We start from the raw sequence: 23,830 nt of genomic DNA on the forward strand, positions 1-23,830 counted from the left end.
GGTACCAGGGCGGCCAGCCTTGCAATGAAATCCAATGGTTCGAAAATGACGTGCGTGGTGCCGTCCCGGTACGGCGTCTTGAGCTGGTAGCGCACGTTGCCGCCTCGTGTTAACGACAGCCGCTTCTCGGATACCGCCGGACGGCTGATGTACCGGCACAGCCGTTCGAGCTTCTTGCGTTCATCGGCCCTGGCCGCCACGCCGGCGTGCAGGCTGGACCCGGCTACCTTGCCAATCCCGTCACCGGGGTCGTTTGCGGGAGGGGGCGGAATCCTACGCTAAGGCTTTGGCCAGCGATATTCTCCGGTGAGATTGATGTGTTCCCATCCGAGCGGCGAAACATGGGCCAAGAGATCGGGCGATAGCAGCTTTCCATCGCGTTTCTGGTTTGCAACGACCTCGCCGAGCTTCATGGTGTTCCAGAAGATGATGATGGCGGCGAGCAGATTCATGCCGGCGATGCGGTAATGCTGGCCTTCGGCGGAACGGTCGCGGATTTCACCGCGGCGGTGGAAGCTGATTGCCCGCTTCAGCGCATGATGAGCTTCGCCTTTGTTGAGCCCGATCTGGGCACGCCGTTGGAGTTCGGCATCCAGAATCCAGTCGATCATGAACAGGGTGCGCTCGACGCGACCGACTTCCCGCAGGGCTGTCGCGAGCTCGTTCTGCCGCGGATAGGAGGCGAGTTTCCGCAGAATCTGGCTTGGCGCGACGGTCCCGGCAGCAATGGTGGCGGCGATGCGCAGGATGTCGGGCCAATTGCGCTCGATCATGGCTTGGTTGACCTTTCCGCCGATCAACGCTCGCAGGTGCGCCGGGGCGGCCGACGGATTGAACGCGTAGAGCCGTTTGGATGGCAGGTCGCGGATGCGCGGAGCGAACCGGTAGCCGAGAATGGCACATGCGGCAAAGACGTGATCGGTGAAGCCGCCCGTGTCGGTGAACTGCTCGCGGATATGGCGTCCAGCATCGTTCATCAGCAGGCCATCGAGGATGTAAGGCGCTTCGCTTGCCGTTGCAGGAATCACCTGGGTTGCGAACGGCGCATATTGGTCGGAGACGTGGCTATAGGCTTTCAGGCCCGGGGTATTGCCATATTTCGCGTTGACCAGGTTCATGGCCTCACCTTGCTCTGTAGCGACGAAGAACTGTCCGTCGCTCGAAGCCGACGTGCCCATGCCCCAGAACCGGGCCATGGGTAACGCTGCCTGTGCCTCGACCACCATGGCCAGCGCCCGGTCATAGGCTTCGCCCTCGACATGCCACCGTCCAATGCGGATCAATTCCCAGAAGGTGTGGGTGTTTGTCGCATCCGCCATTTTGCGCAAGCCGAGGTTGATCCCTTCCGCCAAGATAACGTTCATTAGCCCGATCCGGTCAGCGCAGGGTGCTCCTGTGCGCAGATGGGTGAACGCTTCGGTGAAGCCGGTCGCCGCATCCACCTCCAGCAGGAGATCGGTGATGCGCGTGGGCGGGATCTGCTTGTAGAGATCGAGCACCAGATCTTCGGCGCCTGTCGGCGCGGCGGCTTCGAGTTTCTCGATATGCAGAACGCCGTTTTCAATCGACCCGCCCGGGATCGTGCCTGCGCGAGCGGCACGGCCAAGCTCGCGCAACCGCATGTCGAGGCGAGCTTGCCGGTCTGCCAGCCATTCCTCCGGCCGCAATGGCACAGCGAGACGACCGCCTTCCGCGATGGATTGTGCCGGAACGAGTGCGTGTTTCAGATCGCCATAGCGCCGGGACCTAGTAAGCCAGACATCTCCGGAGCGGAACGCATCGCGCAGATGGAACAGCACCGCGATCTCCCATAGGCGAGCGTCGCCAGCCCTCTGGGCCCGAAGGTGGCGATGCCATTTCGAGCTGGGCCGCAAGAAGCTGGTCATCGCGGCATCGTTCAAACCGGTACGAAGGGCCGTCACCGCTTCCAGAAGCGGCAGTGCAACGGGCGCAGCTCGCAGATCGAGCAGGCGCAACATGCGTGGAGCGTATCGGCGGAAGCGGTGATAACCGTCGAGCACATGATTGAGCGGATCGTCGGCCATGGTGGCGGTCAGCCTGGTTGCCATTGCAACAAGGGTTTTTAAGCCGTCCCACCCTGACCCACTCGCGATGACATCGCCCAGCGGCTGGCCATCATCCTGTGCATCGACCAGGGCGCCCCCGATCTCGGCGAAGGATTTCAGGGTGTCACGCACCACCCCCGCTTCGTCTGCGACCTTTGCATGGCAAATACGCTCCGAAGCACGGTAGAGACGGCCGACGATCCGGTCGTGGGTTTCGACCACTGCGTCGGCCAACATCGCCTGCCATTCCGAGACGCAAACAGCCAAGATCGCAAGCCGCCTGTCCTCCGGGAGATCGCGCATGCCGTCGGCATAATACCGTTCACCCTGCCTGCGCAGACGAGTCACCCGATGGGCAGGAACGCCGGCAAGCAGATCCTCGGGGAGATCGATGCGTTGCAGATATTCGAGCCGGTCGAGCAGCCGGTTGGCCGACGAAGAGTTCGAGCCAGGCTCGAACTGGCGCAGCCACACAAAACGGGTCACCCGATCATCAGCCGTCTCCTCGAGCAATGCCAGCAACTGTTCTCGGATCGACATAGGCAGCCGACTGGCGATCCTCGTCTCGATGCGTCGCTCGGCATCGACGAGAGCCGCGGCACAAAGCCGCTCGATCGTGGATGTCGCGGGAAGGACAGTGCGGGTGCGTCGGCACTCGGCTACGAAGCGACGGGCGATATCCTCGTTCGACACCGCCATCTCGGCTTCTCGGAACAACCATTCCTTCAGCTCGCTCGCACCACGTCCGGAGAAGGTGCGGAAGCCGTAGAGCCCCCGTAACTCGGCAAGATGCTCGTGCCGTGTTTCCTCGCGGGCAGCATAGTCTACGAGATCGTCGGCACCCAGGCCAAGCTGCGCTCCGATAAATTCGATGACCTCTGCAGGGATCAGTTCGCCTGGAGCCAGCACCCGGCCGGGATAGCGCAGGACACACAATTGCAGGGCGAAGCCGAACCTGTTGTGAGCGCGCCGACGCAGCCTGATATGCCCAAGGTCTTCATCACTCAGCGTATAGTGCTTGAGCAAATCCGTCTGTGAAGTCGGCAAGCGCAACAGCGCGTCTTTCTGCCGATCGGTTAGAGTGACGCGACGCGGCATACATGTTCCTTTTTCAAAATCTGATAGCGTTCAAGACGCTTTGTTTATGAAGCTGGTTGAGATACATTTCCAGAGGTCAATGCAATCGTGGCCGAAGCGCCGCCTCAAACCAACGTTTGTGATACATGCTGATCGGATATGCCCGCGTCTCCAAAGCCGATGGCTCGCAGTCTCTCGACCTGCAGCACGACGCCTTGCGCGCCGCAGGTGTCGAACGGGACAATATCTATGATGATCTTGCTTCCGGCGGTCGTGATGATCGCCCTGGCTTGACTGCCTGCCTCAAGTCATTGCGTGACGGCGATGTGCTGGTGGTCTGGAAGCTCGATCGCCTCGGACGATCGCTTGCCCATCTGGTCAACACGGTGAAGGAGCTGTCAGACCGCAAGATCGGCCTGCGGGTTCTGACTGGAAAGGGCGCTCAGATCGACACCACGACTGCGTCCGGTCGCATGGTGTTCGGAATCTTCGCCACCTTGGCCGAGTTCGAGCGGGATCTGATCCGAGAGCGCACCATGGCGGGTCTCGCCTCCGCGAGAGCGCGCGGTCGCAAGGGCGGACGAAAATTCGCGCTCACCAAAGCTCAGGTGCGTCTCGCGCAAGCCGCCATGGCCCAGCGCGATACTTCAGTTTCCGATCTCTGCAAGGAACTCGGCATCGAGCGCGTCACTCTCTACCGATATGTCGGTCCCAAAGGCGAGCTCAGAGACCATGGAAAGCATGTTCTCGGACTTACGTAGCAACTCGTTTCTTTTCGCAGGTTGAGCCACCTCCGCGCTTCATCAGAAAACTGAAGGAACCTCCATTGAATCGAACTAATATTTTTTTTGGTGAATCGCATTCTGACTGGTTGCCTGTCAGAGGCGGAGAATCTGGTGATTTTGTTTTTCGACGTGGTGACGGGCATGCCTTCGCGAAAATCGCACCTGCTTCCCGCCGCGGTGAGCTCGCTGGAGAGCGTGACCGCCTCATTTGGCTCAAAGGTCGAGGTGTGGCTTGCCCCGAGGTGATCAACTGGCAGGAGGAACAGGAGGGTGCATGCTTGGTGATAACGGCAATTCCGGGAGTACCGGCGGCTGATCTGTCTGGAGCGGATTTGCTCAAAGCGTGGCCGTCAATGGGGCAGCAACTTGGCGCTGTTCACAGCCTATCGGTTGATCAATGTCCGTTTGAGCGCAGGCTGTCGCGAATGTTCGGACGCGCCGTTGATGTGGTGTCCCGCAATGCCGTCAATCCCGACTTCTTACCGGACGAGGACAAGAGTACGCCGCAGCTCGATCTTTTGGCTCGTGTCGAACGAGAGCTACCGGTGCGGCTCGACCAAGAGCGCACCGATATGGTTGTTTGCCATGGTGATCCCTGCATGCCGAACTTCATGGTGGACCCTAAAACTCTTCAATGCACGGGTCTGATCGACCTTGGGCGGCTCGGAACAGCAGATCGCTATGCCGATTTGGCACTCATGATTGCTAACGCCGAAGAGAACTGGGCAGCGCCAGATGAAGCAGAGCGCGCCTTCGCTGTCCTATTCAATGTATTGGGGATCGAAGCCCCCGACCGCGAACGCCTTGCCTTCTATCTGCGATTGGACCCTCTGACTTGGGGTTGATGTTCATGCCGCCTGTTTTTCCTGCTCATTGGCACGTTTCGCAACCTGTTCTCATTGCGGACACCTTTTCCAGCCTCGTTTGGAAAGTTTCATTGCCAGACGGGACTCCTGCAATCGTCAAGGGATTGAAACCTATAGAAGACATTGCTGATGAACTGCGCGGGGCCGACTATCTGGTATGGCGCAATGGGAGGGGAGCAGTCCGGTTGCTCGGTCGTGAGAACAATCTGATGTTGCTCGAATATGCCGGGGAGCGAATGCTCTCTCACATCGTTGCCGAGCACGGCGACTACCAGGCGACCGAAATTGCAGCGGAACTAATGGCGAAGCTGTATGCCGCATCTGAGGAACCCCTGCCTTCTGCCCTTCTCCCGATCCGGGATCGCTTTGCAGCTTTGTTTCAGCGGGCGCGCGATGATCAAAACGCAGGTTGTCAAACTGACTACGTCCACGCGGCGATTATAGCCGATCAAATGATGAGCAATGCCTCGGAACTGCGTGGGCTACATGGCGATCTGCATCATGAAAACATCATGTTCTCCAGTCGCGGCTGGCTGGTGATAGATCCCGTCGGTCTGGTCGGTGAAGTGGGCTTTGGCGCCGCCAATATGTTCTACGATCCGGCTGACAGAGACGACCTTTGTCTCGATCCTAGACGCATTGCACAGATGGCGGACGCATTCTCTCGTGCGCTGGACGTCGATCCGCGTCGCCTGCTCGACCAGGCGTACGCTTATGGGTGCCTTTCCGCAGCTTGGAACGCGGATGGAGAAGAGGAGCAACGCGATCTAGCTATCGCGGCCGCGATCAAGCAGGTGCGACAGACGTCATACTAGATATCAAGCGACTTCTCCTATCCCCTGGGAACACATCAATCTTACCGGAGAATATCGTTGGCCAAAGCCTTAGCGTAGGATTTCGCCCTCTCCCGCAAACGACCCCCCGTAGGGCCGCTCCGGCTGGGGCAGTAGGCCCTTGAGCTGATAGAAGCGGATCGTCTCCACGTTCACCCCGGCGGCCTTGGCGAAGGCCCCGATGGTCAGATTCTCTTGAGCGTTCTCCATGGTGCTTGACTCCGTAGTTGACTACGGAAGTAACGTTACAGCATCAAGCGAAGTCCCGGAAGGAGAACCTTATGTCGGAACCCAAGAACGGCCGCGGCGCACTGGCGACCGGCGGCATCGCGGCCGTCCTCGCCTCGGCCTGTTGCCTCGGCCCCCTCGTCCTGGTCGCGCTCGGCTTCTCGGGCGCGTGGATCGGCAACCTGACCGTGCTGGAGCCGTACCGGCCGATCTTCATCGGCGCGGCACTCGTCGCGCTGTTCTTCGCCTGGCGCAGCATCTTCCGACCGGCCCATGCCTGCAAGCCGGGCGACGTCTGCGCCGTGCCCCAAGTGCGGACGGCCTACAAGGTGATTTTCTGGGTCGTGGCCGCCCTGGTTCTGGTTGCCCTCGCTTTCCCCTACATCCTGCCGCTGTTCTATTGAAAGGAGAATTGCCATGAAGAAACTCGCCACCCTGATCGCCCTGGCCGCCGCCCTGAGCACGCCCGCCTGGGCCGCCACCAAGACCGTTACCCTGTCGGTGCCCGGCATGACCTGCGCCGCGTGCCCGATCACAGTAAAGAAGGCACTCACCAAGGTGGACGGCGTGCAAAAGGCCGAGGTCAGTTACGAGAAGCGGGAAGCCGTCGTCACCTTCGACGACGCGAAGACCAATGCCGACGCCTTGACCAAGGCCACCGCAAACGCGGGCTACCCCTCCAGCGTCAAGCAGTGAGGGCACTGTCATGGCCGAAGCGATCACCCTTCACATCGAAGGCATGACCTGCACGTCGTGCGCCGAGCACGTCCAGCAGGCCCTGAAAAACGTGCCCGGCGTGCGCTCGGCCTCGGTGTCCTATGCGCAGCGGCAGGCCGAAATCGAGGCGGACGCGGGCGTGAACTTGCCCCCTCTGGTAGCCGCAGTGGCCGCGCTCGGCTACCGCGCACGGCTCGCCGACACGCCGAACAAGCCTACCGGCCTGTTGGATAAGGCGCTGGGCTGGCTCGGTGGCGACACGAAGCATGAAGGCGGCGAGCCGGCGCTGCACGTGGCCGTGATCGGCAGCGGCGGCGCGGCGATGGCGGCGGCCTTGAAGGCCGTCGAGCAAGGCGCGAAAGTCACGCTGATCGAGCGCGGTACTATCGGCGGCACCTGCGTCAACATCGGCTGCGTACCGTCCAAGATCATGATCCGTGCCGCCCACATTGCGCATCTGCGCCGTGAAAGTCCGTTCGACGATGGCATCGCGGCTACTGTGCCGGCGATTAACCGCAGCAAACTACTGGCCCAGCAGCAGGCGCGCGTCGATGAGCTGCGCCACGCCAAGTATGAAGGCATCCTGGATGGCAACCCGGCCATCACCGTTCTGCATGGTGAAGCGCGTTTCAAGGATGACCAAAGCCTTACCGTCCGTTTGAACGATGGCGGCGAGCGCGTCGTGGTGTTCGATCGCTGCCTGGTCGCCACTGGTGCCAGTCCGGCCATTCCGCCCATCACTGGTTTGAAAGGCACGCCGTACTGGACATCTACCGAGGCCCTAGTGAGTGACACCATTCCCGAACGCCTAGCCGTGATCGGATCGTCGGTGGTGGCGCTGGAACTGGCGCAAGCCTTCGCCCGGCTGGGCAGCCAGGTCACGATCCTGGCGCGCAGCACACTGTTCTTCCGCGAAGACCCGGCCATCGGTGAGGCCGTCACAGCCGCCTTTCGTGCCGAAGGAATCAAGGTTCTGGAACACACGCAAGCCAGCCAGGTCGCCTATGCGGACGGCGAATTCGTGCTGACCACAGGGCACGGCGAAGTGCGCGCCGACAAGTTGCTGGTCGCTACCGGCCGCACGCCGAACACGCGCAGCTTGGCGCTGGAAGCGGCGGGTGTCGCCGTCAATGCGCAGGGAGCCATCGTCATTGACAAGGGCATGCGCACCAGTACGCCACACATTTATGCCGCAGGAGACTGCACTGACCAGCCGCAATTCGTCTATGTGGCAGCGGCCGCCGGCACCCGTGCGGCCATCAACATGACCGGCGGAGACGCTACGCTCAATCTGACCGCGATGCCGGCGGTGGTGTTCACCGATCCGCAGGTCGCCACTGTGGGCTACAGCGAGGCGGAAGCGCACCACGACGGGATCGAGACCGACAGCCGCCTGCTAACACTGGATAACGTGCCGCGTGCGCTCGCCAACTTCGACACACGCGGCTTTATCAAGCTGGTAATCGAGGAAGGTAGCGGACGACTCATTGGGGTACAGGCAGTGGCCCCGGAAGCGGGCGAGCTGATCCAGACGGCGGTGCTCGCGATCCGTAACCGCATGACCGTACAGGAACTGGCTGACCAGTTGTTCCCCTACCTGACGATGGTCGAGGGGCTGAAGCTCGCGGCGCAGACCTTCACCAAGGATGTCAAACAATTGTCCTGCTGCGCAGGATGAAAGGAGATGGAACCATGAAGCTCGCCCCATATATTTTAGAACGTCTCACTTCGGTCAATCGTACCAATGGTACTGCGGATCTCTTGGTCCCGCTACTGCGGGAACTCGCCAAGGGGCGTCCGGTTTCACGAACGACACTTGCCGGGATTCTCGACTGGCCCGCTGAGCGAGTGGCCGCCGTACTCGAACAGGCCACCAGTACCGAATATGACAAAGATGGGAACATCATCGGCTACGGCCTCACCTTGCGCGAGACTTCGTATGTCTTTGAAATTGACGACCGCCGTCTGTATGCCTGGTGCGCGCTGGACACCTTGATATTTCCGGCGCTGATCGGCCGTACAGCTCGCGTCTCATCGCATTGCGCTGCAACCGGAGCACCCGTTTCACTCACGGTTTCACCCAGCGAGATACAGGCTGTCGAACCTGCCGGCATGGCGGTGTCCTTGGTATTGCCGCAGGAAGCAGCCGACGTTCGTCAGTCCTTCTGTTGCCATGTACATTTCTTTGCATCTGTCCCGACGGCGGAAGACTGGGCCTCCAAGCATCAAGGATTGGAAGGATTGGCGATCGTCAGTGTCCACGAGGCTTTCGGCTTGGGCCAGGAGTTTAATCGACATCTGTTGCAGACCATGTCATCTAGGACACCGTGATCGGATATCGACCCAATGTTCTACGGCACCGGCATCGGATTCGCAGCGCGCGGATTGAACTCGGCGAAACGGTATATGCATTGCCGTGAACCGACCAAAAGGAGGTGTTCGATGAACGCCTACACGGTGTCCCGGCTGGCCCTTGATGCCGGGGTGAGCGTGCATATCGTGCGCGACTACCTGCTGCGCGGATTGCTGCGGCCAGTCGCCTGCACCACGGGTGGCTACGGCCTGTTCGATGACGCCGCCTTGCAGCGACTGTGCTTCGTGCGGGCCGCCTTCGAGGCGGGGGTCGGCCTGGACGTGCTGACCCGGCTGTGCCGGGCGCTCGATGCGCCGGATGCGGGTGAAGCGGCGGTGTGGCTCACCGAGCTGCGCCAACTCGTCGAACGGCGACAGCGGGCGCTTGCGGGCCTGGAGGTGCAGTTGAGCGCGCTGCGTGCCGAGGTCGCCCGGCAGGAAGGGGCGTTGCCATGAACGGCCCCGAGCGCAAGCCCATTACCGGCTACCTGTGGGGCGGACTGGCTGTGCTGACCTGCCCCTGCCACCTGCCCATCCTCGCCGTCGTGCTGGCCGGTACGACCGCCGGCGCGTTCCTCGGCGAGCATTGGGTCATCGCGGCGCTCGGTTTGACCGGCTTGTTCCTGCTGTCCCTGTCGCGGGCGCTGCGGGCGTTCAGGGAAAGATCATGAGCACTGCCAGATTGACGGATGATTTCCTTGAGATTGCTCAGAAAGCCACTGCTAGCAAACAATACAGCAATCCCCGCACAAAGGAGTCATCATGGGCAGGAAGGAACCCGACGAAGCGATTGCAGATAGCCGCACCGGCCTGCGCGTAGACCTGACAATAGGGGATAAGAATGACCGAACCGAAGAGCCTTGAAAACTGGCTGTATGAGAAGGCAGGCCCCGCCTATGACGCCTTGAAGGCCGACCCGGCCCGCGCCGCCACGCCTGACCAGGTGCGTTACACCCTGGCCGAGCTGCTGGCCGAGGCCGAAGCCGCCGGCGGATATCCACTGCCGCCGGAACAACGCGAATGGGTAGATGCGCCGGCCGTTGGTCGCGAGTGGCCGGCCTGTGATGCCTTGGAAGCTGACCAGGTGCGCGCACGCCTACATGACGACGCGATGGTCGAAACGTTCCGCAAAGACCCGGCCTATGCCGTGGAACTGCTGAACAGCATCCTTGAGGATGGCGACAAGGGCGAGCTACTGATTGCACTTCGCCAGATGACGAAGGCTGCTGGCCGTGAAATGCTGACACCGTTTGACCCGGCCAAATGGCTGACCAGCACCGAGACCGTGGCCGCGTTCCTGGCCGAAGCCGAGGCCACCGGCGACCAGGCCTATGTCGAGCACGCCCGCGCAGTTGCAGCGCGGGCCAAAGTCATGCACGGCATCGAGTAGGGAGCTGGCCAGCATCGCCATTCCTGACGGTGCTGCAGCACCATGTGCGCGACTTGGTGCGCGGGGATCTCATCGCCGGAAATGACGATGCGAGATCCACGCCAAGGGGAAAAGCCAGAGCGGCCGTCATGGTCCGATCTGGCGATGCTCGAGCACGCCGGCGCACATCGCCGGCTATGACGATGCAGGCCCGGAAACGACAAGGGCGGCCACTGGCCGCCCTTGCTGTTCCTGGTGCGCGTGCCTACGCGGCACGGAGTGACTGCCGCACCGCCTCCAGGGCCTCGCGGAAGTCAGCAGGCGTCGCCCGGCCCGTCTCGGCCTGGTAGAAGACGACCATGAAGGCATTGGCGACGGCCTCGGCGAGCGGCCCTAGCTGCCGCGCTGCGTCCTGGTCGAGCCAGTCGAGCGCGGCGAGCTGCACGGCTGCATGATGAACGGCCTGCGTTGCATTGGTAGGATTCAGGGTTGCCATGATTCACCTCTCTAACAGGTGGGTTGTGGAAGTGTCGGCCGGCCCCACGCCGGCCGGCGCGCTTATCGGCTGCCGGTGCCGTAGAAGCCGGCGGCCTCGGCCAGCGGCGTGCTTCTCGCGCTGCTGCCGTAGCTGCTGGCGTTGCCGCCCGACCTGGCCGCCGGCTTGGTGGCCTCAATGACGGGCGAGGCGGGTCGATCAACAAAGGCCGCAACTTCTGCCGCGGGGTCTGCATCAGTCGATTGATCGTCGACCGGCTCAACCTCAACCGCCTGTGCCTGGCGCTGCTCGGTAGCGGCAAGGTCCAGGCAATCGAAAAATCCTCTCGGCGTCATCGTCATACCTCCTTGTCGCGGTTGGCGAACGTGGCCACTTCATCATCAGGATCAGCAGCAGCCGAATCGGCCCCTGCCAGGCTGTTGCCGCCGAAGCTGGGCACATCCTCGGCCGCCTGGTCTGTCTGGCTGCTCGCCCGGATCGCGGCGGCGATCTTTCCGCCAGTGGTGTCGGCGATGCGTTCGGCAGCGGCGTCGCGGATGCTGGCCGCCTTGGCCTTCGCAACGTCGCCAATGCCATGCGCCAGGTTCGCAGCCGTCGCCGCGAGAAGGCTGCCCGCACCTTGGCCGGCCTTCGAGCTGCCGGCGTCGCTGCTGGCCTTCGAGCTGGAACCGCTGCCCGAGCTGTCGGCGTGGCTGGTCTGCTGTGCCACCTTGCTCTGGCCGCTGCTGCCCGAACTGCTGGAGCTTCCCGAGTTATAGAAGCCGGCCGCCTGGCCGAGCGGCGTACTTGTGCCGGCACTGGAACCGCCGCCACCAAAGCCCGCCGCCTGCGCGAACGATCCAGCATCGGAATCACCGCCAGCACCACCACCAAACATGGGCATTCCGCCCGATTCGCCACCGGCGCTGGCCCCTGCTTTCTCGAACGCTGCTTTAATCGCCGACATGCCGCCGGCGGCCGAGGCTGCACCGCCCATCACGGCCGCGCCAGCCACGCTTGCCGCTCCGGCGGCCATGCTCGCCGCGCCCATAGCCGCACCGATGGCGGCACCTGCACCGAAGTTGCCGATGCCACCAGCGCCACCGATACCCGAGCCGGTGATGATGCCGGCGACAAGCGGGGGCACGCGATTGACCAGCATGAGCAACGCCACGCAGAAAACGAGCATCACGCCCAGCTCTTCAAAGTTCAGGGTGCCGGTGTTCATCCTGGCGTAGAAGCTGGAAAGCAGGTCGTTCCCGATGCCGACCAGGAGCACCATCGTCATGATCTGCACGGCCACGCCCAGCACGGTCTTGTAGTAGTTGATCGCCATGTCTGACGTCCAACGCGAGCCGCCGAAGCCAAGGAAGAAGATACCGGCGTACATCAGCAGCCAGCCTGACACGAGAAGCAGCAACATATTCACGGCGACAACGGCCAGCAGGATCAGGATGCCGACGCTCAAGGCCACACCGATGAAGCTATCCACGGGCGACCAGATCGACGAGTTCCTGAATGCCTGCTTCAAGATCATGAAGCCAATATCCACGATGCCCGAGGGTGTCACCGACGCCACCCCAGACGCCTGCTCACCAAGCCGGGCCAGTGACTGGATGATCGAGTTGGCGAAGGTCGGGCCATAGCGCAACAGCCAGAGGAAGAAGCCGAAGAACAGGATGAACCTGATGAACTCGGCGAAGAACTCGCCAATGTCGGCCTTGCGCAGCGCCATGAAGCCGAACGTGAAAACCAGCGAGATCGTGCCCAGCGTCCAGAACAGGAACATCGCGGCATTCATCACCACCGTCTGCCAGGACGTGGCCCGCGTGGCGAACTCCGTCACCACCTGGTCAAGCATCCCTTGGTTGGTGAGCTGGGCCGACGCGGCGGTGGAGTAAAGCGCGAGGGCGACGCCGATCAGCGCCGCCTTGTGCAGTGCTTTCATGGCTTCGCCTCCTTCTGGTCTTTCGGGTCGGCCAGTTCGAGCCAGTTCATGGGCTTCTCGGTCGGCGCGATGCCGCCGGCGGCCGGCGACCGGCGCGAGCACAGCCCGGCGAATTTCTCGCGCGTGGCCCTATCCTCGATCTTCGTGATCGCCTCAATCTGGCAATTGGTGTCATTGACCTCGGGCATGGGCGGGATGGCTGGCTTGTTGTCGCAACCAGCCACCAGCACCACCACGAGGCCGGCAAGCAGCATCGTATTCTTCATGGTGCAGGGCCTCCGTCAGCGGGTCAGTTCGAGCCAGTTTCTTGGGTTGGCCGTGCGCTCGATCCTGGATTCCCTGGAAGTCGCGCCGGCGGCCTGCTGTTGCGCCTCTACGTCGGCCTGCGCCTGCATCCTGGCGGTCGCGGCGTTCTGCTGTGCGATCAGCAGGCCACGGATTTGCAGGAGCTGGTTTGCCTGGTTGGCGGCGAGCTGGTTGGCGTAGCCGATGGCCTGCATCTGCCCGGTCGCGCCCTGCGCGGCGGACTGGAGCCGTTCGAGCTGGCGAGCATCGGCGGAAAGGTTGCGCTGCTGTTGCTCCAGGCCCTTGAAAAGCGCGTCGTTCGCCTTCTTCTGACTCTCGCTCGCCAGGCTGCGGTTTTGCTCCATCGCGGCGCGCTCGGCATCCGAGCACCCGGCGGCCGAGAAGCACGGCGAACCACGGTAGTAGGCCACATCCTGGAACTTGCCCAGGTACGCATCGACGCTGCCGAGCTGATTCCGGTAGTAGTTCAGCGTGTCGGTGGCGGCCATCAATCCGTTGATGGTGGACTGCGCCTGATCCCAGATATACGCGGCCGGGGCCATTGTGTTTTGCAGCATGTTTTCGTACTGCTGCAACTGGGTCTGGTACTGCTCGATCTGCTTGAGCGTCTGCGCCACCGACTCGATGGCCGTCATGACGTTTTGCACCAGGTTGCCGCCGTCGATGACGGGGATGCCTGCCTGCGCCGGGGTGATGATGATGCTGCCGGCCAGAGCGGCGGCGAGCGCGGTTTTAGCCGCTAAAAAACGGACGTGCTTCATGGTCGCAATCTCCATTCGATGAAAGAAAGGCAATGCCTTGACCAAGCTCGCGCTTGCCCACGGCAAGGTTTCATCGAAGAGCTACGCCACTAGCTAATCGGTATCGCCCTTGGCACTGAGGCCCGGGCTTCGGTGATTCTGTTCTCGGCCCTTACGGGGTGTCCCTGGCCTTATGCGTTCTCCCAAGAGTTGATAACGCCCAGGCTGGCGGCCTGGAAGGGGCTTGTGTCGCGTGCAGCACACGGTAATTTAGCTGCTAAAACTCTCAAGGTTCGGCCCTCGGCTGCACCACCGACTTCATGAGCCGGCTCATTTCGTCCTGGGTGGCCTCGATCCGACCCAGCAGGGCAAGGATCGTGGCATCGCCGAACCGGGCTGTGCGCGGATCGTCGGTCAGCCATAGCTTGAGCAATCCGCCCAGCCGGCCAAGGTCGCCATTCACTCGCACCAACTCGCGCACATAGTGATAGTCCATGACACCCCTGACCTGGTAGCCCTGGCCTACGTCGCGCAGGTAGCGCGCCATGCTGATTCCCGCCATCTTGGCGTTCGCCTCAATCAGTTCGCGTTCTTCTGGAAGGCAGTACACCTTGATCGGTGGGCTGCCCTTCCTGGTGATTCGATTCTCGTCGCCCATTTGTCCTCCAACCGGCGGTAGCCGGCAGCCTCGCAGAGCAGGATGCCCGTTGAGCGCCCCGCGCGAATAAGGGACAGTGAAGAAGGACAACCGGCTTGCCGGTGGGCCTACTTCACACATCCTGCCCGCCTTACGGCGTTGTTTTTGTCTCGTATGACTCATCGAATTTCGCGCTGTAACCGCACCATTGCTTCGCAACAGCGCGCCAGCAGCGAGAAAACCAACGGAAATTGCCAACGTCCGTGTGCTTGCAGCGATCCAAGAGGCCGGTAACAGCGTTTCAGCCATGCGCTTGCAGCGATTGAGCATGGGACTTTGCTCACTTCGTGCCCTGACCCGTGGAGCCAGGCGGCGCATTGGTGATGTGCTGGCGAACGTATTTCAGGAACGTCTCATAGCGGAAAGGGATTCGCCCAATCTCGCGCATGTGCTCCCAGATGATCTTGAGCGCGTAGCCGGCCTCCATCGCTTCCTTCACGTCCGCGCGCGCCGCCATGAAAGCGGCCAGGTAGTCCCTGCGCTTTATCTGCGAGGTCTGCTGCTGATGAGCGAGCCGTGCGGCCAGCTCGTCTGGATAGCTGCTTTCTGTCGTCGCCATGTCCGTAAACCTCCGTTATCAACTGAACTACTCCGAAGGTTACGGAGTGCCCGCCTACACAACATTCCAATAATTGGCCGAAACGGTTGACATGGAGCCGATGACACTGGCACGCGCATCGAAATAGGGATGGCAGCCCATTCGGCACGGAAGGTTGAACGCCAAGAGGGAGGCCGAGAGAATCCCCCGCCGCTCGGCCCCTCAAGTGTCAAAGAGTGGATCACATCGTCAGAGGCGGCGATGCGAGCTCGAGCGCCGGCGGCCGCCATCGTCGGAACTGACGATGGGGCCCTCGGTGCATCGTCGGATGTGGCGATGGTCGACCGTGGCCCGGACATGGCCAGCCTCGCCGGAAATGGCGATGCTGCAGCTCGACGTGTGCGCGAAAGAAGGGCCGGCCTCATGACGTGACCGGGAATGGATTTGAACTGTTGTATGTTGTAGCGCGCTACAACATACAACATACAACATACAACACCTGCCTATTGACACTTGAGGGGCGCAGCGTTTTAGCCGCTAAAAGAACCGCCCGGAGCTGCCCCCCCTTCTGGCGTACAACTCAACGGCCGAAGGCCGACCATCGGCAAGCGGCAAGGGCTTGGCGTCGCCCTAAAGGGCGGCGGCAAGCACCGCGCCTAGTGGATGATCTTGGAAGATCATGGATGGAATTTGCGAACTAGCCGCAAGCCCGCGCCGTTGCTGTGTTTTCCGGTTTGAGACGGGGAACGTTGCTACGGGTGAAGGGGAACATTGCTACGGAGTTTGGGGAACGTTACTACGGGCTTCGGCCTGCCAATTTCCCACTTCCCTGCCGCATACTCGCTGACCTTCCAGCCCACGGTGGCAAGCTCGGCCAGAGCCTTGCGGGCCTTCTGGCGGCGCTTCTTCATGGCCTCGGCGTTCGCCTCGTCCGGCCAGACGTAGCCAGAAAGGGTATCGAGTTCCACGCGCCCGGCTTTGCCGGGATCGATCCAGCCGCATAGCCGTTGGTGAATCAGGCGGGCCGGGTCGGTTTGTAGCGCCCGCACCTCGGCCATCTCGATGCGGGTATACGGGCGCCTCCCAAGAATCGCCTCCGCAATCTGGGGATTCAGCGCGACGAACAACCGCCCGTCCTCCTCATTGAAGGCGTAGCTCATCAGGTGAAAAGACCTTTGCCTGCTTCCCTTGCTGACTACCACCGTCACGTTTGCCATGCGCAGCAAGCTCGCCTTGATCGCCCTGATATTGTCGCCGCCATCGGTCAAGCCGATTTCGCCTAGCAGGCTGGTCATACTCTCTCTCACGACCAGCGCATCCTGCCCTACCGCGTCGAACTTCGGCTCAAGGAATAGACGGAGTTGCTTCGGCAAGTCCGCTGTTGGCTCTGGCGTCAGGATGATGCCCTTCGGTCCTCCAAGAGCCACAAGACCTTGCAGCAGCCGCATGTCATCAGCACCAAGAGGCTCGAAGCCGACGAACCGCGCTTGTTCATTTTCGGCGTAGTGATACGTCACATCGAGCTTGAGCCTCTTCCGTTCGCCGCGCTTGAGACTGCGGAACAAGCCGGGGACCAAGCAGTGCATTGGATCGTGCCTGGCATGGGTGAGGTCAAAAGCCATCGCCTCGCCTCCGACCATCACGTCTTTCCTCATTCCTGCTGGCCTCATACAGCTCCACCGGCACCAGCACGCCGCCGGCGTGCCGCATGTACCAGCGATCAAGCGGCGTGGCGTCGTAGTTCTGCTTGCTGACGCCGAAACGCACGAAGTAGCCGCGCCGCTCATCGCCGATGGGCTGCCGGTCATGGGCGCGGTCGCTGAGGCGCTTCGCCTCGTCCTCGGTCATGCGGGCGACGTAACCGCACCACCTGGCGTTGTCGATCAGCGCGGACGCGCCACGCGCGGCCTGCTGCTGGTCGGTCTGCCCTTCGCGGGCGCTGCCCTTGCTGACGTGGTGCAGGTAGAGCACGGATGCACCCGTGGTGGCAGCAACGTGCTCCAGTACGGCCACGAGGTGGGCCATGTTGCCGTTGCTGTTCTCATCGAGAGTGTGAATGCGGCTCAGGGTGTCCAGCACGATCAGCCGCGCCCCGGCACCGTCCTCAATAACGCGGCGCAAGTGGGCCTTTTTCATGATGTCCAGGCGCTTGCCCATGATCGGCTCAAGCGCGAGGTTCTCCGCGATGGCTTGACGAGCCGCGTGCCCGAGGTGCTGGCCGATGGCATGAATGCGCCGCACAAGCGCGGGCGGTGGGTCTTCCCCGGCCAGATAGACCACGCGCCCGGTGTGCGCGGGAGCAAGTCCCACGAGGTCGCCGCCGGCCACGCTGCATGCGATGCTCATGGCCGCTTCCAGCGCCCAGAAGCTCTTGCCAGTGGCCCCTGGGGCGACGAGCGCGCCGACGGTTCCCGCGAGGAAGCCCGGCCATATGAAGTCCAGCACCGGCGGTTCATGCTCGAACGCCGCCAGTACATCAATCGCCATGACTCAGTTCCCCGTTCCGTACAGGGACTCGTCGCTCAATGCCTCGGCGATCTGCGAGGTTCGGAAGTAGACCCGCCGGCCGATCTTCAACCGAGCCTTGTTGATCCGCTGCGTCCACTCGTTCGTCGCGCGCAGGCTGATCCGCAATCCATCAGGCGATCGATCCAGGACAGAGGCGAGCTGCGCCATGCTCAGCAGCGGGCCAAAGCGTTGCAGCAGCGTGTCTTCTATCGTCATTGCGTAAACCTCCGTTATCAACTGAATTGCAACGAAGGTTAGGCGCTATTGGGGGTTGCCTACATCTTATTAGTTGTCCAAAATGGTTGACATGAAGAACGATCCAACCATTGTCATCTGGGAAGGCTGCGATCCCACTGTCTCGGAAGCCATCGAGCAGTTTGAGGATCGCTGGCGGCCGTATTCCGCCTCCTCGCGGCGCTACCCCATCGTTGGGCTGATACAGGAACTCATTGACCCCGCCGTGGCTGCGTACACGGCGACGCTGCCACAACGCTACTTGGGCCATATCCCCGGAGCAGGGACAGGGGTGGGCCTCAGCGGGATCATTCGACTGGTTGGACTTGATGCGATGGTTCGCATGCAGCGGCAGTTGCTGCGCCAGTTCATCAAAACGGAGGATAGGCAGACGCCAAGAGATCGGCGGTTTGTTGCGACACTCGAATCGTTGATTGGGCTTGTATGGGACTGCGCCTGCAAACGGCCGGTGAAGTCGAAGGTGCGCGACACCCGACTGAATGGCGAACGCCTCCAGGGGTTCTGCCGGTTCTGCGGATCACTCGCCGAGCTGACCTCATTCGCCGGCGGGAGCGATGATCCGAAGGCGGACGATCCAGAGGAAAAGCTTCGACTAAGCAGCCTGTATTGCCTGGATCACCGGCCTAAATTGCCGAGCGGCGCATGGAACCCTGTCTACAGACAAGCAAGGCGATCCCTCGCGCAATTCGACCTCGAACTGGCGAGACTCAACCAGCAATGCGCGAAGCCGGCCACTGCCCAAGTGAAATCGGGCGATCAACTGGTTGACAGCTACTTCTTCCACTATGTCGCGGGCCAAACCTTACAGCCGGCGGACAAGGCAGAGCTGCGCAATCAAGCACGGCTGATGGTGGACTCGAAGCTATCGGATCGCAAAAAGCAGATGCTGATGCTCCAGTGGTCTGGACTCAATCAGTCGGAGATTGCGCGAAAGCTCGGCATCGAGCGCCAAGCGGTATCGAAGGCGCTGGCGGCGATCCCCGCAATGTTCCGCTTGAGTACAAAGCCGCGCTCACGGCGTCAACCTAATTGACCAACTAATAGGACGAAACAATCCGCATTGCCAGGCACCATCAGGCACATGTTCGCAAGTGACTGAAAGAGGCCAGGGGATGCAGGCAACGACAAGCAAGACGCTCATCAATCGGAAGAAGCTACTGGCGATGATCCCGCTGTCTGAGCGCACGATCTTCAACATGGAGCAGCGCGGGGAGTTTCCGCGCCGGATCGCACTCACCAGCCGAAACGTCGCCTGGGACTTGGCCGAGGTCGAGGAATGGATAGAGGCGCGGAAGTCGTCGGGCACTCAGGCCATGCGCCCTGGCTTCACTCCGTCTGCCGTGGCCGGCGGCTCTGCTGCCCCTTTTAGCGGCTAAAACGCTGCGCCCCTCAAGTGTCAATGAAACCCGAGGCCATGCCTCGATGCTCAGGCGGCGCTGCCTAACCTGCCTTCGTCTGGTTTACACCTTCGGCCGTCTCAGCGTCCATTCGTCGATCATGTCCGCCCAGTCCTGCAACATCGCCGTGCGCTGCTCGCGGTACTCGGCCTTGTTGTAGACGGCCCTGACGCCTCTCTGCTCGTGTGCCAGGCACTTCTCGATCCAGTCCGTGTTGTAGCCGGCTTCATGCAACAACGTGCTGGCCGTGCGCCGCAAGTCATGTGGCCCGAACTTGGCGAGCGACCGCCCCTCCTTCTGCGCCAGCCGATACGTCAGCGTCAGCACCTGGTTGAGCGTGGCGCTGCTCATGGGTAAATCCGAGTCATACCGCGACGGAAGCACGTAGTCCGATCCCCCTGCGAAGGTTTTCAGGGCAATGAAGATGTCCAGCGCCTGCCGGGACAGGAACACCAGGTGCGGATTGCGCCGCTTCATCCGCTCCTTCGGGATCGTCCAAAGCGCGTCGCTGAAATTGATCTCGCTCCATGTCGCGTTAGTCAGCTCGCTCTTGCGCACCATCGTCAACAGCAGCAGCTTGGCCGCCGCCCGAATGGATGGCGCTGTGCCGATGCGCTCCATGTACTGGTACATCAGGCCGATCTCGTCGGGCGTCAGCGCACGGTCGCGCGGCTCGAACTTGGCAATGGTCGTCGGGCGCACCAGCTCGGCCGGGTTCTCGACCTTCTGGCCGCGCTCGATGGCCCAGCGAAAGACCTGGAGCACCACCTCGCGGACATGCACGGCTGTCGCCGGCGCGCCGCGCTCGACGATGGCATCGGTCAGCGCGCGCAAGTCTTCGTGGGTGATCTCCACCAGCTTCTGATTGCCGAACTTCGGCTTCAGCTCGCGCTCGTAGACCGAGCGGCGCATGTCGCGGGTGGAGTCGGCCATCTGGTAGCCGCGCAGCCACTTTTCCGCCCAGGCCCCGAACGTCTCCGCGTCCTTGACGCGGGCCTTGTCCCGCGCCTTTTCCTTGGCCGGTGACTTCCCGGCCGCGACCATCTTCTTGGCCTCGCCCAACCGCTCGCGGGCTTCCGCCAAGGTGATGCCGCCGACACCGTAGCGGCCGAAGGTGATGGTCTCCTGCCTACCGTGGATCGAGTAGTTGTAGCGGAACGAGATCGCTCCGGCGGCCGTGACGGCTACATAGAGGCCGTCACGGTCATTCACCTTGTAGAGCTTGTCCTTCGGCTTGAGGTTGCGCAGCTTGGTATCGGTCAACATGGTTCTCGCCCTGATTCAGCTCAAATACCATGATCAGAAAACCGGCCCATCCTGGCGTAAAACAACAATTAAATCATCGTCTTACACAAATTCGATACCATGAACATCCGCAAGGTGGTTGCATGGTATTGGCGACTTCTCATGGCATAGAAGCATTCAATGCCATCCATCATGCCATGAAAAAACGGTGCTTGGCGATGCCAAATGTTGCCAGGCGGTGCTGAACGAAATCACAAAAAAGCCCGCAGTGACGCGGGCTTAGGTGTGTTTTAGTGCTACTAGATGCCAGCCAGTGCCAGACGCCGGATCACTCCCACTCGATCGTCGCCGGTGGTTTGCTAGAGACGTCGTAGGTTACCCGGTTAATGCCACGCACTTCGTTGATGATGCGACTGGATACTTTTTTAAGCAGCGCATAGGGCAACTCGGCCCAATCGGCAGTCATGAAGTCGGACGTTTGTACGGCGCGCAGGGCAACGACGTAGTCGTAGGTGCGGCCGTCGCCCATAACGCCAACCGACTTGACCGGCAAGAAAACAGCAAAGGCTTGCGAGGTGAGGTCGTACCAGTTTTGGCCACTGATCGGGTCTTCGGTCTTGCGCAGCTCTTCGATGAAGATGGCGTCGGCACGACGCAATAAGTCGGCGTACTCTTTTTTGACTTCGCCCAAAATGCGTACACCCAGACCCGGGCCGGGGAACGGATGACGGTACACCATAGCGGGCGGCAAGCCCAGGGCAACGCCTAACTTGCGCACTTCGTCTTTGAACAGTTCACGCAGGGGTTCGAGCAGCTTCAGGTTAAGCGTTTCGGGCAAGCCACCCACGTTGTGGTGCGACTTGATGGCAACGGCTTTGCCTGTTTTGGCACCGGCCGATTCAATGACGTCGGGGTAAATGGTGCCCTGAGCGAGCCAGCGTGCATTGCTGAGCTTGGCGGCCTCGGCCTGGAACACTTCAACGAATTCTTTACCGATGATTTTGCGTTTAGCCTCTGGGTCGGACACGCCGGCCAGCTTGCCCATGAATTGTTCGGTAGCGTCGACATGAATGATTTTCATGCCGAAATGTTCGCCAAACGTTTGCATGACCTGCTGACCTTCATTCAGGCGCAACAAGCCGTGGTCGACAAACACACAGGTGAGCTGGTCGCCAATGGCCTTATGAATAAGAGCCGCGGCGACAGACGAGTCAACCCCGCCCGACAAACCCAAAATAACTTCGTCTGAACCGACCTGGTCACGAATGGCCTGGACCGCTTCCTGTACATAGTCGGGCATGTTCCAGTCGCCTTCACAACCGCAAATTTCGCGCACAAAGCGCGACAACATGGCCGGGCCTTGCGTGGTGTGAGTGACTTCGGGGTGGAACTGGACCGCATAAAAATTGCGAGCTTCGTCGGCCATACCTGCAATGGGACATGACTCGGTAGAAGCCATTAGTTTGAACCCAGGCGGCAATTCGGTGACCTTGTCGCCATGGCTCATCCAGACCTTGAGCATGCCATGCCCTTCGGGCGTGGTGAAGTCTTCAAGGCCATCAAGCAGACGCGTGTGGCCCCGAGCCCGTACTTCGGCGTAACCGAATTCGCGATGATCGGAGAACTCGACTTTGCCACCCAATTGCAAGGCCATGGCCTGCATACCGTAGCAAATACCCAGCACAGGCACCCCCATTGCGAATGCGGCCGCAGGTACTTTAAGGGACTCTTCGTGGTAGGCCGAAGCATGGCTGCCCGACAAAATAATGCCTTTAAGACCTGGCTGCGACTTCAGGAAGGCGTCATCGACGTCGCCTGAATGAATTTCGCAGTAAACACCCGCTTCGCGCACACGACGTGCGATAAGCTGAGTAACTTGTGAACCGTAATCGAGAATGAGGATACGCTGATGCATGATGGGATATTTAAGGCCGCTTAGTCGGCGCGGTAGTTAGGCGCTTCTTTGGTAATTTGAACGTCGTGGACGTGGGACTCGCGCACACCGGCCGACGTGATTTCGACGAACTCGGCTTTTTCGTGCATGTTCGGGATTGACGCGCAACCCACATAGCCCATAGACGCCCGGATCCCGCCTACCAATTGGTAAATGATGGCGATGACGCTGCCCTTGTAGGGAACACGACCTTCGATGCCTTCGGGGACGAGTTTGTCGGCGTTATTGGACGGGTCTTGGAAGTAGCGGTCGGCCGAACCATCGGTCATGGCCCCAACGCTGCCCATACCGCGATACGACTTATACGAGCGGCCCTGGAACAAAACGACCTCGCCAGGGGCTTCTTCTGTACCGGCAAACATGCCGCCCATCATGCAAGCCGAAGCGCCCGCTGCCAAAGCTTTGGCAACGTCACCCGAGTAACGGATACCGCCGTCTGCAATGAGTGGAATACCCGAACCTTTAAGGGCGTCGGCAACGTCGGCAATAGCCGTAATTTGAGGCACACCGACACCTGCCACGATACGCGTCGTGCAGATTGAGCCCGGGCCAATACCGACCTTGACAGCGTCGGCGCCGGCTTCAGCCAGCGCTAATGCGGCTGCAGCAGTGGCAATGTTGCCGCCCACCACCTGAATTTTGGGGTAGTTCTTTTTAACCCAGCGCACGCGCTCGATGACGCCGGCCGAGTGGCCGTGGGCCGTGTCAACGACGATGACGTCGACACCAGCCGCTGCCAGCTTTTCAACACGCTCTTCGGTACCCTCGCCCACGCCTACCGCAGCACCAACGCGCAACTGCCCTTGGCTGTCTTTGCAGGCATACGGATGTTCGGTGTTCTTGACGATGTCTTTAACCGTGGCCAACCCGCGCAACTGGAAGTTTTCGTTGACGATAAGCACGCGCTCGAGGCGGTGCTTGTGCATCAGCGACTGGGCTTCTTCAAGCGTGGCGCCTTCTTTCATGGTGACCAGGCGTTCTTGAGGCGTCATGATGTCGCGCAGCGGGACGTCGAGGCGATCTTCGAAGCGCAGGTCGCGATTGGTGACGATGCCGACCACTTTACCGCCCTCGACAACAGGCAGACCCGAAATGCCATGTTGGCGCTGCAACGCAATGGCGTCGCGCACTTTCATGGTGGGTGTGACCGTGACCGGGTCAATAACAATACCGAACTCGTGGCGCTTGACGCGGGCCACTTCCTGGGCCTGACGGTCGGCCGTGAGGTTTTTATGGATGATGCCGATGCCGCCTTCCTGGGCCATGGCAATGGCCAGGCGCGACTCGGTTACGGTATCCATGGCAGCAGACACCAGCGGGATGTTCAGGCTGATGTCGCGCGTGAATTGGGTGGCAAGGGAAGTATCGCGAGGCAGGACCTGTGAAAAGGCCGGGACTAACAACACATCGTCGAAGGTTAGCGCTTTTTTGATGAGACGCATTCAATTACTCCGTGTGCAAAGCAAGATTATAC

27 protein-coding genes and 2 pseudogenes are annotated in these 23,830 nt (G+C 61.2%); 13 read left to right on the forward strand and 16 right to left on the reverse strand.

All coding sequences use genetic code 11. The features are described from left to right. Both CHR62_RS12540 and CHR62_RS12545 read right to left on the reverse strand, forming a co-directional pair. Positions 1–263, reverse strand: a pseudogene (locus tag CHR62_RS12540) (transposase); the annotation flags it as partial. Positions 264–278: 15 nt separating this feature from the next. Next, on the reverse strand, positions 279–3,164 hold the full coding sequence (locus CHR62_RS12545) for a Tn3 family transposase (protein ID WP_001138082.1): 2,886 nt from the start codon (positions 3,162–3,164) through the stop codon (positions 279–281). A gap of 125 nt (positions 3,165–3,289) precedes the next feature. Here CHR62_RS12545 and CHR62_RS12550 point away from each other — a divergent pair, with 125 nt between their 5' ends. The 3 genes from CHR62_RS12550 (at position 3,290) to CHR62_RS12560 (ending at position 5,609) form a co-directional block, all read left to right on the forward strand. Next, positions 3,290–3,904, forward strand: coding sequence for a recombinase family protein (locus CHR62_RS12550; RefSeq protein ID WP_000904906.1), 615 nt, complete (start codon positions 3,290–3,292; stop codon positions 3,902–3,904). Between the two features lie 65 nt (positions 3,905–3,969). Continuing rightward, complete coding sequence (gene aph(3'')-Ib, locus CHR62_RS12555; RefSeq protein ID WP_001082319.1) at positions 3,970–4,773, forward strand: aminoglycoside O-phosphotransferase APH(3'')-Ib; 804 nt, start codon at positions 3,970–3,972, stop codon at positions 4,771–4,773. Then, complete coding sequence (locus CHR62_RS12560; protein ID WP_000480968.1) at positions 4,773–5,609, forward strand: aminoglycoside O-phosphotransferase APH(6)-Id; 837 nt, start codon at positions 4,773–4,775, stop codon at positions 5,607–5,609. The genes aph(3'')-Ib and CHR62_RS12560 overlap by 1 nt, the downstream gene beginning before the upstream one ends. 102 nt (positions 5,610–5,711) lie before the next feature. Here CHR62_RS12560 and CHR62_RS12565 read toward each other — a convergent pair. Continuing rightward, positions 5,712–5,837, reverse strand: a pseudogene (locus CHR62_RS12565) (MerR family DNA-binding transcriptional regulator); the annotation flags it as partial. A 71-nt stretch (positions 5,838–5,908) separates the two neighbouring features. On the opposite strand from CHR62_RS12565, the gene merT reads away from it, so the two are divergent. From merT to CHR62_RS15845, 7 genes are all read left to right on the forward strand, one after another. Further along, positions 5,909–6,259 carry a mercuric ion transporter MerT gene (gene merT / locus CHR62_RS12570; RefSeq protein ID WP_022579740.1) on the forward strand — a complete coding sequence of 117 codons (351 nt, stop codon included), beginning with the start codon at positions 5,909–5,911 and terminating at the stop codon, positions 6,257–6,259. Positions 6,260–6,272: 13 nt separating this feature from the next. Then, entirely contained in the window at positions 6,273–6,551 is a 279-nt protein-coding gene (gene merP / locus CHR62_RS12575) for a mercury resistance system periplasmic binding protein MerP (protein WP_022579741.1), read from the forward strand. Between the two features lie 10 nt (positions 6,552–6,561). Beyond that, positions 6,562–8,250 carry a mercury(II) reductase gene (gene merA, locus CHR62_RS12580; protein WP_031294484.1) on the forward strand — a complete coding sequence of 563 codons (1,689 nt, stop codon included), beginning with the start codon at positions 6,562–6,564 and terminating at the stop codon, positions 8,248–8,250. Positions 8,251–8,264: 14 nt separating this feature from the next. Next, a complete protein-coding gene (merB, locus tag CHR62_RS12585) occupies positions 8,265–8,903 on the forward strand; it encodes an organomercurial lyase MerB (protein ID WP_000761850.1) in 639 nt (212 codons plus the stop codon). Between the two features lie 111 nt (positions 8,904–9,014). Continuing rightward, positions 9,015–9,380 (forward strand): mercury resistance co-regulator MerD, encoded by a 366-nt coding sequence (merD, locus tag CHR62_RS12590; RefSeq protein WP_022579743.1) that lies wholly within the window; start codon positions 9,015–9,017, stop codon positions 9,378–9,380. Continuing rightward, the gene (gene merE, locus CHR62_RS12595; protein WP_022579744.1) at positions 9,377–9,595 is read left to right on the forward strand and encodes a broad-spectrum mercury transporter MerE; all 219 of its coding nucleotides are present in this window, start codon (positions 9,377–9,379) and stop codon (positions 9,593–9,595) included. The genes merD and merE overlap by 4 nt, the downstream gene beginning before the upstream one ends. Positions 9,596–10,008: 413 nt before the next feature. Further along, complete coding sequence (locus CHR62_RS15845; protein ID WP_223276974.1) at positions 10,009–10,314, forward strand: transcriptional regulator; 306 nt, start codon at positions 10,009–10,011, stop codon at positions 10,312–10,314. A 244-nt stretch (positions 10,315–10,558) separates the two neighbouring features. Here CHR62_RS15845 and CHR62_RS12610 read toward each other — a convergent pair whose 3' ends face one another. The 7 genes from CHR62_RS12610 to CHR62_RS12640 all read right to left on the reverse strand — a co-directional run bounded on the left by CHR62_RS12610 (position 10,559) and on the right by CHR62_RS12640 (position 15,018). Further along, positions 10,559–10,789, reverse strand: coding sequence for a type I toxin-antitoxin system ptaRNA1 family toxin (locus CHR62_RS12610; protein ID WP_000212713.1), 231 nt, complete (start codon positions 10,787–10,789; stop codon positions 10,559–10,561). 62 nt (positions 10,790–10,851) lie between these two features. Next, a complete protein-coding gene (locus tag CHR62_RS12615) occupies positions 10,852–11,124 on the reverse strand; it encodes a hypothetical protein (protein ID WP_022579746.1) in 273 nt (90 codons plus the stop codon). Positions 11,125–11,126: 2 nt separating this feature from the next. Further along, a complete protein-coding gene (trbL, locus tag CHR62_RS12620; RefSeq protein WP_022579747.1) occupies positions 11,127–12,716 on the reverse strand; it encodes a P-type conjugative transfer protein TrbL in 1,590 nt (529 codons plus the stop codon). Continuing rightward, the gene (gene trbK, locus CHR62_RS12625) at positions 12,713–12,982 is read right to left on the reverse strand and encodes an entry exclusion lipoprotein TrbK (RefSeq protein WP_022579748.1); all 270 of its coding nucleotides are present in this window, start codon (positions 12,980–12,982) and stop codon (positions 12,713–12,715) included. Before trbK ends, trbL begins: the two co-directional genes overlap by 4 nt. Positions 12,983–12,997: 15 nt before the next feature. Further along, positions 12,998–13,783 carry a P-type conjugative transfer protein TrbJ gene (gene trbJ, locus CHR62_RS12630; protein WP_022579749.1) on the reverse strand — a complete coding sequence of 262 codons (786 nt, stop codon included), beginning with the start codon at positions 13,781–13,783 and terminating at the stop codon, positions 12,998–13,000. Positions 13,784–14,048: 265 nt separating this feature from the next. After that, entirely contained in the window at positions 14,049–14,420 is a 372-nt protein-coding gene (gene traJ, locus CHR62_RS12635; RefSeq protein ID WP_022579750.1) for a conjugal transfer transcriptional regulator TraJ, read from the reverse strand. A 319-nt stretch (positions 14,421–14,739) separates the two neighbouring features. Continuing rightward, positions 14,740–15,018 (reverse strand): TraK family protein, encoded by a 279-nt coding sequence (locus CHR62_RS12640; RefSeq protein ID WP_022579751.1) that lies wholly within the window; start codon positions 15,016–15,018, stop codon positions 14,740–14,742. 240 nt (positions 15,019–15,258) lie between these two features. On the opposite strand from CHR62_RS12640, the gene CHR62_RS15715 reads away from it, so the two are divergent. Then, complete coding sequence (locus tag CHR62_RS15715; RefSeq protein ID WP_185756018.1) at positions 15,259–15,429, forward strand: hypothetical protein; 171 nt, start codon at positions 15,259–15,261, stop codon at positions 15,427–15,429. 320 nt (positions 15,430–15,749) lie between these two features. Here CHR62_RS15715 and repC read toward each other — a convergent pair whose 3' ends face one another. From repC to CHR62_RS12655, 3 genes are read right to left on the reverse strand one after another with little or no spacing between them, the layout of a single operon-like run. Then, positions 15,750–16,619 carry a replication protein C, IncQ-type gene (gene repC / locus CHR62_RS12645; protein ID WP_031754834.1) on the reverse strand — a complete coding sequence of 290 codons (870 nt, stop codon included), beginning with the start codon at positions 16,617–16,619 and terminating at the stop codon, positions 15,750–15,752. Beyond that, positions 16,609–17,484: a helicase RepA family protein gene (locus CHR62_RS12650; protein WP_022579753.1), complete on the reverse strand. Its 876-nt coding sequence runs from the start codon at positions 17,482–17,484 to the stop codon at positions 16,609–16,611. The genes repC and CHR62_RS12650 overlap by 11 nt, the downstream gene beginning before the upstream one ends. A 3-nt stretch (positions 17,485–17,487) precedes the next feature. Beyond that, on the reverse strand, positions 17,488–17,721 hold the full coding sequence (locus CHR62_RS12655; RefSeq protein ID WP_022579754.1) for a hypothetical protein: 234 nt from the start codon (positions 17,719–17,721) through the stop codon (positions 17,488–17,490). 91 nt (positions 17,722–17,812) lie between these two features. Here CHR62_RS12655 and CHR62_RS12660 point away from each other — a divergent pair, with 91 nt between their 5' ends. Continuing rightward, on the forward strand, positions 17,813–18,793 hold the full coding sequence (locus CHR62_RS12660) for a hypothetical protein (RefSeq protein ID WP_022579755.1): 981 nt from the start codon (positions 17,813–17,815) through the stop codon (positions 18,791–18,793). Positions 18,794–18,872: 79 nt separating this feature from the next. After that, positions 18,873–19,136, forward strand: coding sequence for an AlpA family transcriptional regulator (locus tag CHR62_RS12665; RefSeq protein WP_022579756.1), 264 nt, complete (start codon positions 18,873–18,875; stop codon positions 19,134–19,136). Between the two features lie 84 nt (positions 19,137–19,220). On the opposite strand, the gene CHR62_RS12670 is transcribed toward CHR62_RS12665, so the two are convergent. The 3 genes from CHR62_RS12670 to guaB form a co-directional block, all read right to left on the reverse strand. Beyond that, positions 19,221–20,423 (reverse strand): site-specific integrase, encoded by a 1,203-nt coding sequence (locus CHR62_RS12670; protein WP_022579757.1) that lies wholly within the window; start codon positions 20,421–20,423, stop codon positions 19,221–19,223. A 307-nt stretch (positions 20,424–20,730) separates the two neighbouring features. After that, a complete protein-coding gene (gene guaA / locus CHR62_RS12680; RefSeq protein WP_123661159.1) occupies positions 20,731–22,317 on the reverse strand; it encodes a glutamine-hydrolyzing GMP synthase in 1,587 nt (528 codons plus the stop codon). Positions 22,318–22,337: 20 nt separating this feature from the next. Beyond that, the gene (gene guaB, locus CHR62_RS12685; RefSeq protein WP_093970275.1) at positions 22,338–23,798 is read right to left on the reverse strand and encodes an IMP dehydrogenase; all 1,461 of its coding nucleotides are present in this window, start codon (positions 23,796–23,798) and stop codon (positions 22,338–22,340) included. Between the last annotated feature and the right edge of the window lie 32 nt (positions 23,799–23,830).

The sequence above is a fragment of the Pusillimonas sp. NJUB218 genome (assembly GCF_003788685.1).
Lineage (GTDB): Bacteria > Pseudomonadota > Gammaproteobacteria > Burkholderiales > Burkholderiaceae_B > Neopusillimonas.

Coding starts and splice junctions, on each gene's coding strand:
- trbJ (WP_022579749.1), bottom strand. CDS start 13,783: ATGAAGCACGTCCGTTTTTTAGCGGCTAAAACCGCGCTCGCCGCCGCT.
- CHR62_RS12655 (WP_022579754.1), bottom strand. CDS start 17,721: ATGACGATAGAAGACACGCTGCTGCAACGCTTTGGCCCGCTGCTGAGC.
- trbL (WP_022579747.1), bottom strand. CDS start 12,716: ATGAAAGCACTGCACAAGGCGGCGCTGATCGGCGTCGCCCTCGCGCTT.
- trbK (WP_022579748.1), bottom strand. CDS start 12,982: ATGAAGAATACGATGCTGCTTGCCGGCCTCGTGGTGGTGCTGGTGGCT.
- guaB (WP_093970275.1), bottom strand. CDS start 23,798: ATGCGTCTCATCAAAAAAGCGCTAACCTTCGACGATGTGTTGTTAGTC.
- CHR62_RS12665 (WP_022579756.1), top strand. CDS start 18,873: ATGCAGGCAACGACAAGCAAGACGCTCATCAATCGGAAGAAGCTACTG.
- CHR62_RS12660 (WP_022579755.1), top strand. CDS start 17,813: ATGAAGAACGATCCAACCATTGTCATCTGGGAAGGCTGCGATCCCACT.
- merD (WP_022579743.1), top strand. CDS start 9,015: ATGAACGCCTACACGGTGTCCCGGCTGGCCCTTGATGCCGGGGTGAGC.
- merA (WP_031294484.1), top strand. CDS start 6,562: ATGGCCGAAGCGATCACCCTTCACATCGAAGGCATGACCTGCACGTCG.
- CHR62_RS12545 (WP_001138082.1), bottom strand. CDS start 3,164: ATGCCGCGTCGCGTCACTCTAACCGATCGGCAGAAAGACGCGCTGTTG.
- CHR62_RS12560 (WP_000480968.1), top strand. CDS start 4,773: ATGTTCATGCCGCCTGTTTTTCCTGCTCATTGGCACGTTTCGCAACCT.
- merP (WP_022579741.1), top strand. CDS start 6,273: ATGAAGAAACTCGCCACCCTGATCGCCCTGGCCGCCGCCCTGAGCACG.
- CHR62_RS12650 (WP_022579753.1), bottom strand. CDS start 17,484: ATGGCGATTGATGTACTGGCGGCGTTCGAGCATGAACCGCCGGTGCTG.
- merB (WP_000761850.1), top strand. CDS start 8,265: ATGAAGCTCGCCCCATATATTTTAGAACGTCTCACTTCGGTCAATCGT.
- CHR62_RS12640 (WP_022579751.1), bottom strand. CDS start 15,018: ATGGCGACGACAGAAAGCAGCTATCCAGACGAGCTGGCCGCACGGCTC.
- traJ (WP_022579750.1), bottom strand. CDS start 14,420: ATGGGCGACGAGAATCGAATCACCAGGAAGGGCAGCCCACCGATCAAG.
- guaA (WP_123661159.1), bottom strand. CDS start 22,317: ATGCATCAGCGTATCCTCATTCTCGATTACGGTTCACAAGTTACTCAG.
- CHR62_RS12610 (WP_000212713.1), bottom strand. CDS start 10,789: ATGGCAACCCTGAATCCTACCAATGCAACGCAGGCCGTTCATCATGCA.
- CHR62_RS12550 (WP_000904906.1), top strand. CDS start 3,290: ATGCTGATCGGATATGCCCGCGTCTCCAAAGCCGATGGCTCGCAGTCT.
- CHR62_RS12615 (WP_022579746.1), bottom strand. CDS start 11,124: ATGACGCCGAGAGGATTTTTCGATTGCCTGGACCTTGCCGCTACCGAG.
- CHR62_RS15715 (WP_185756018.1), top strand. CDS start 15,259: ATGCGAGCTCGAGCGCCGGCGGCCGCCATCGTCGGAACTGACGATGGG.
- CHR62_RS12670 (WP_022579757.1), bottom strand. CDS start 20,423: ATGTTGACCGATACCAAGCTGCGCAACCTCAAGCCGAAGGACAAGCTC.
- merE (WP_022579744.1), top strand. CDS start 9,377: ATGAACGGCCCCGAGCGCAAGCCCATTACCGGCTACCTGTGGGGCGGA.
- merT (WP_022579740.1), top strand. CDS start 5,909: ATGTCGGAACCCAAGAACGGCCGCGGCGCACTGGCGACCGGCGGCATC.
- repC (WP_031754834.1), bottom strand. CDS start 16,619: ATGGCTTTTGACCTCACCCATGCCAGGCACGATCCAATGCACTGCTTG.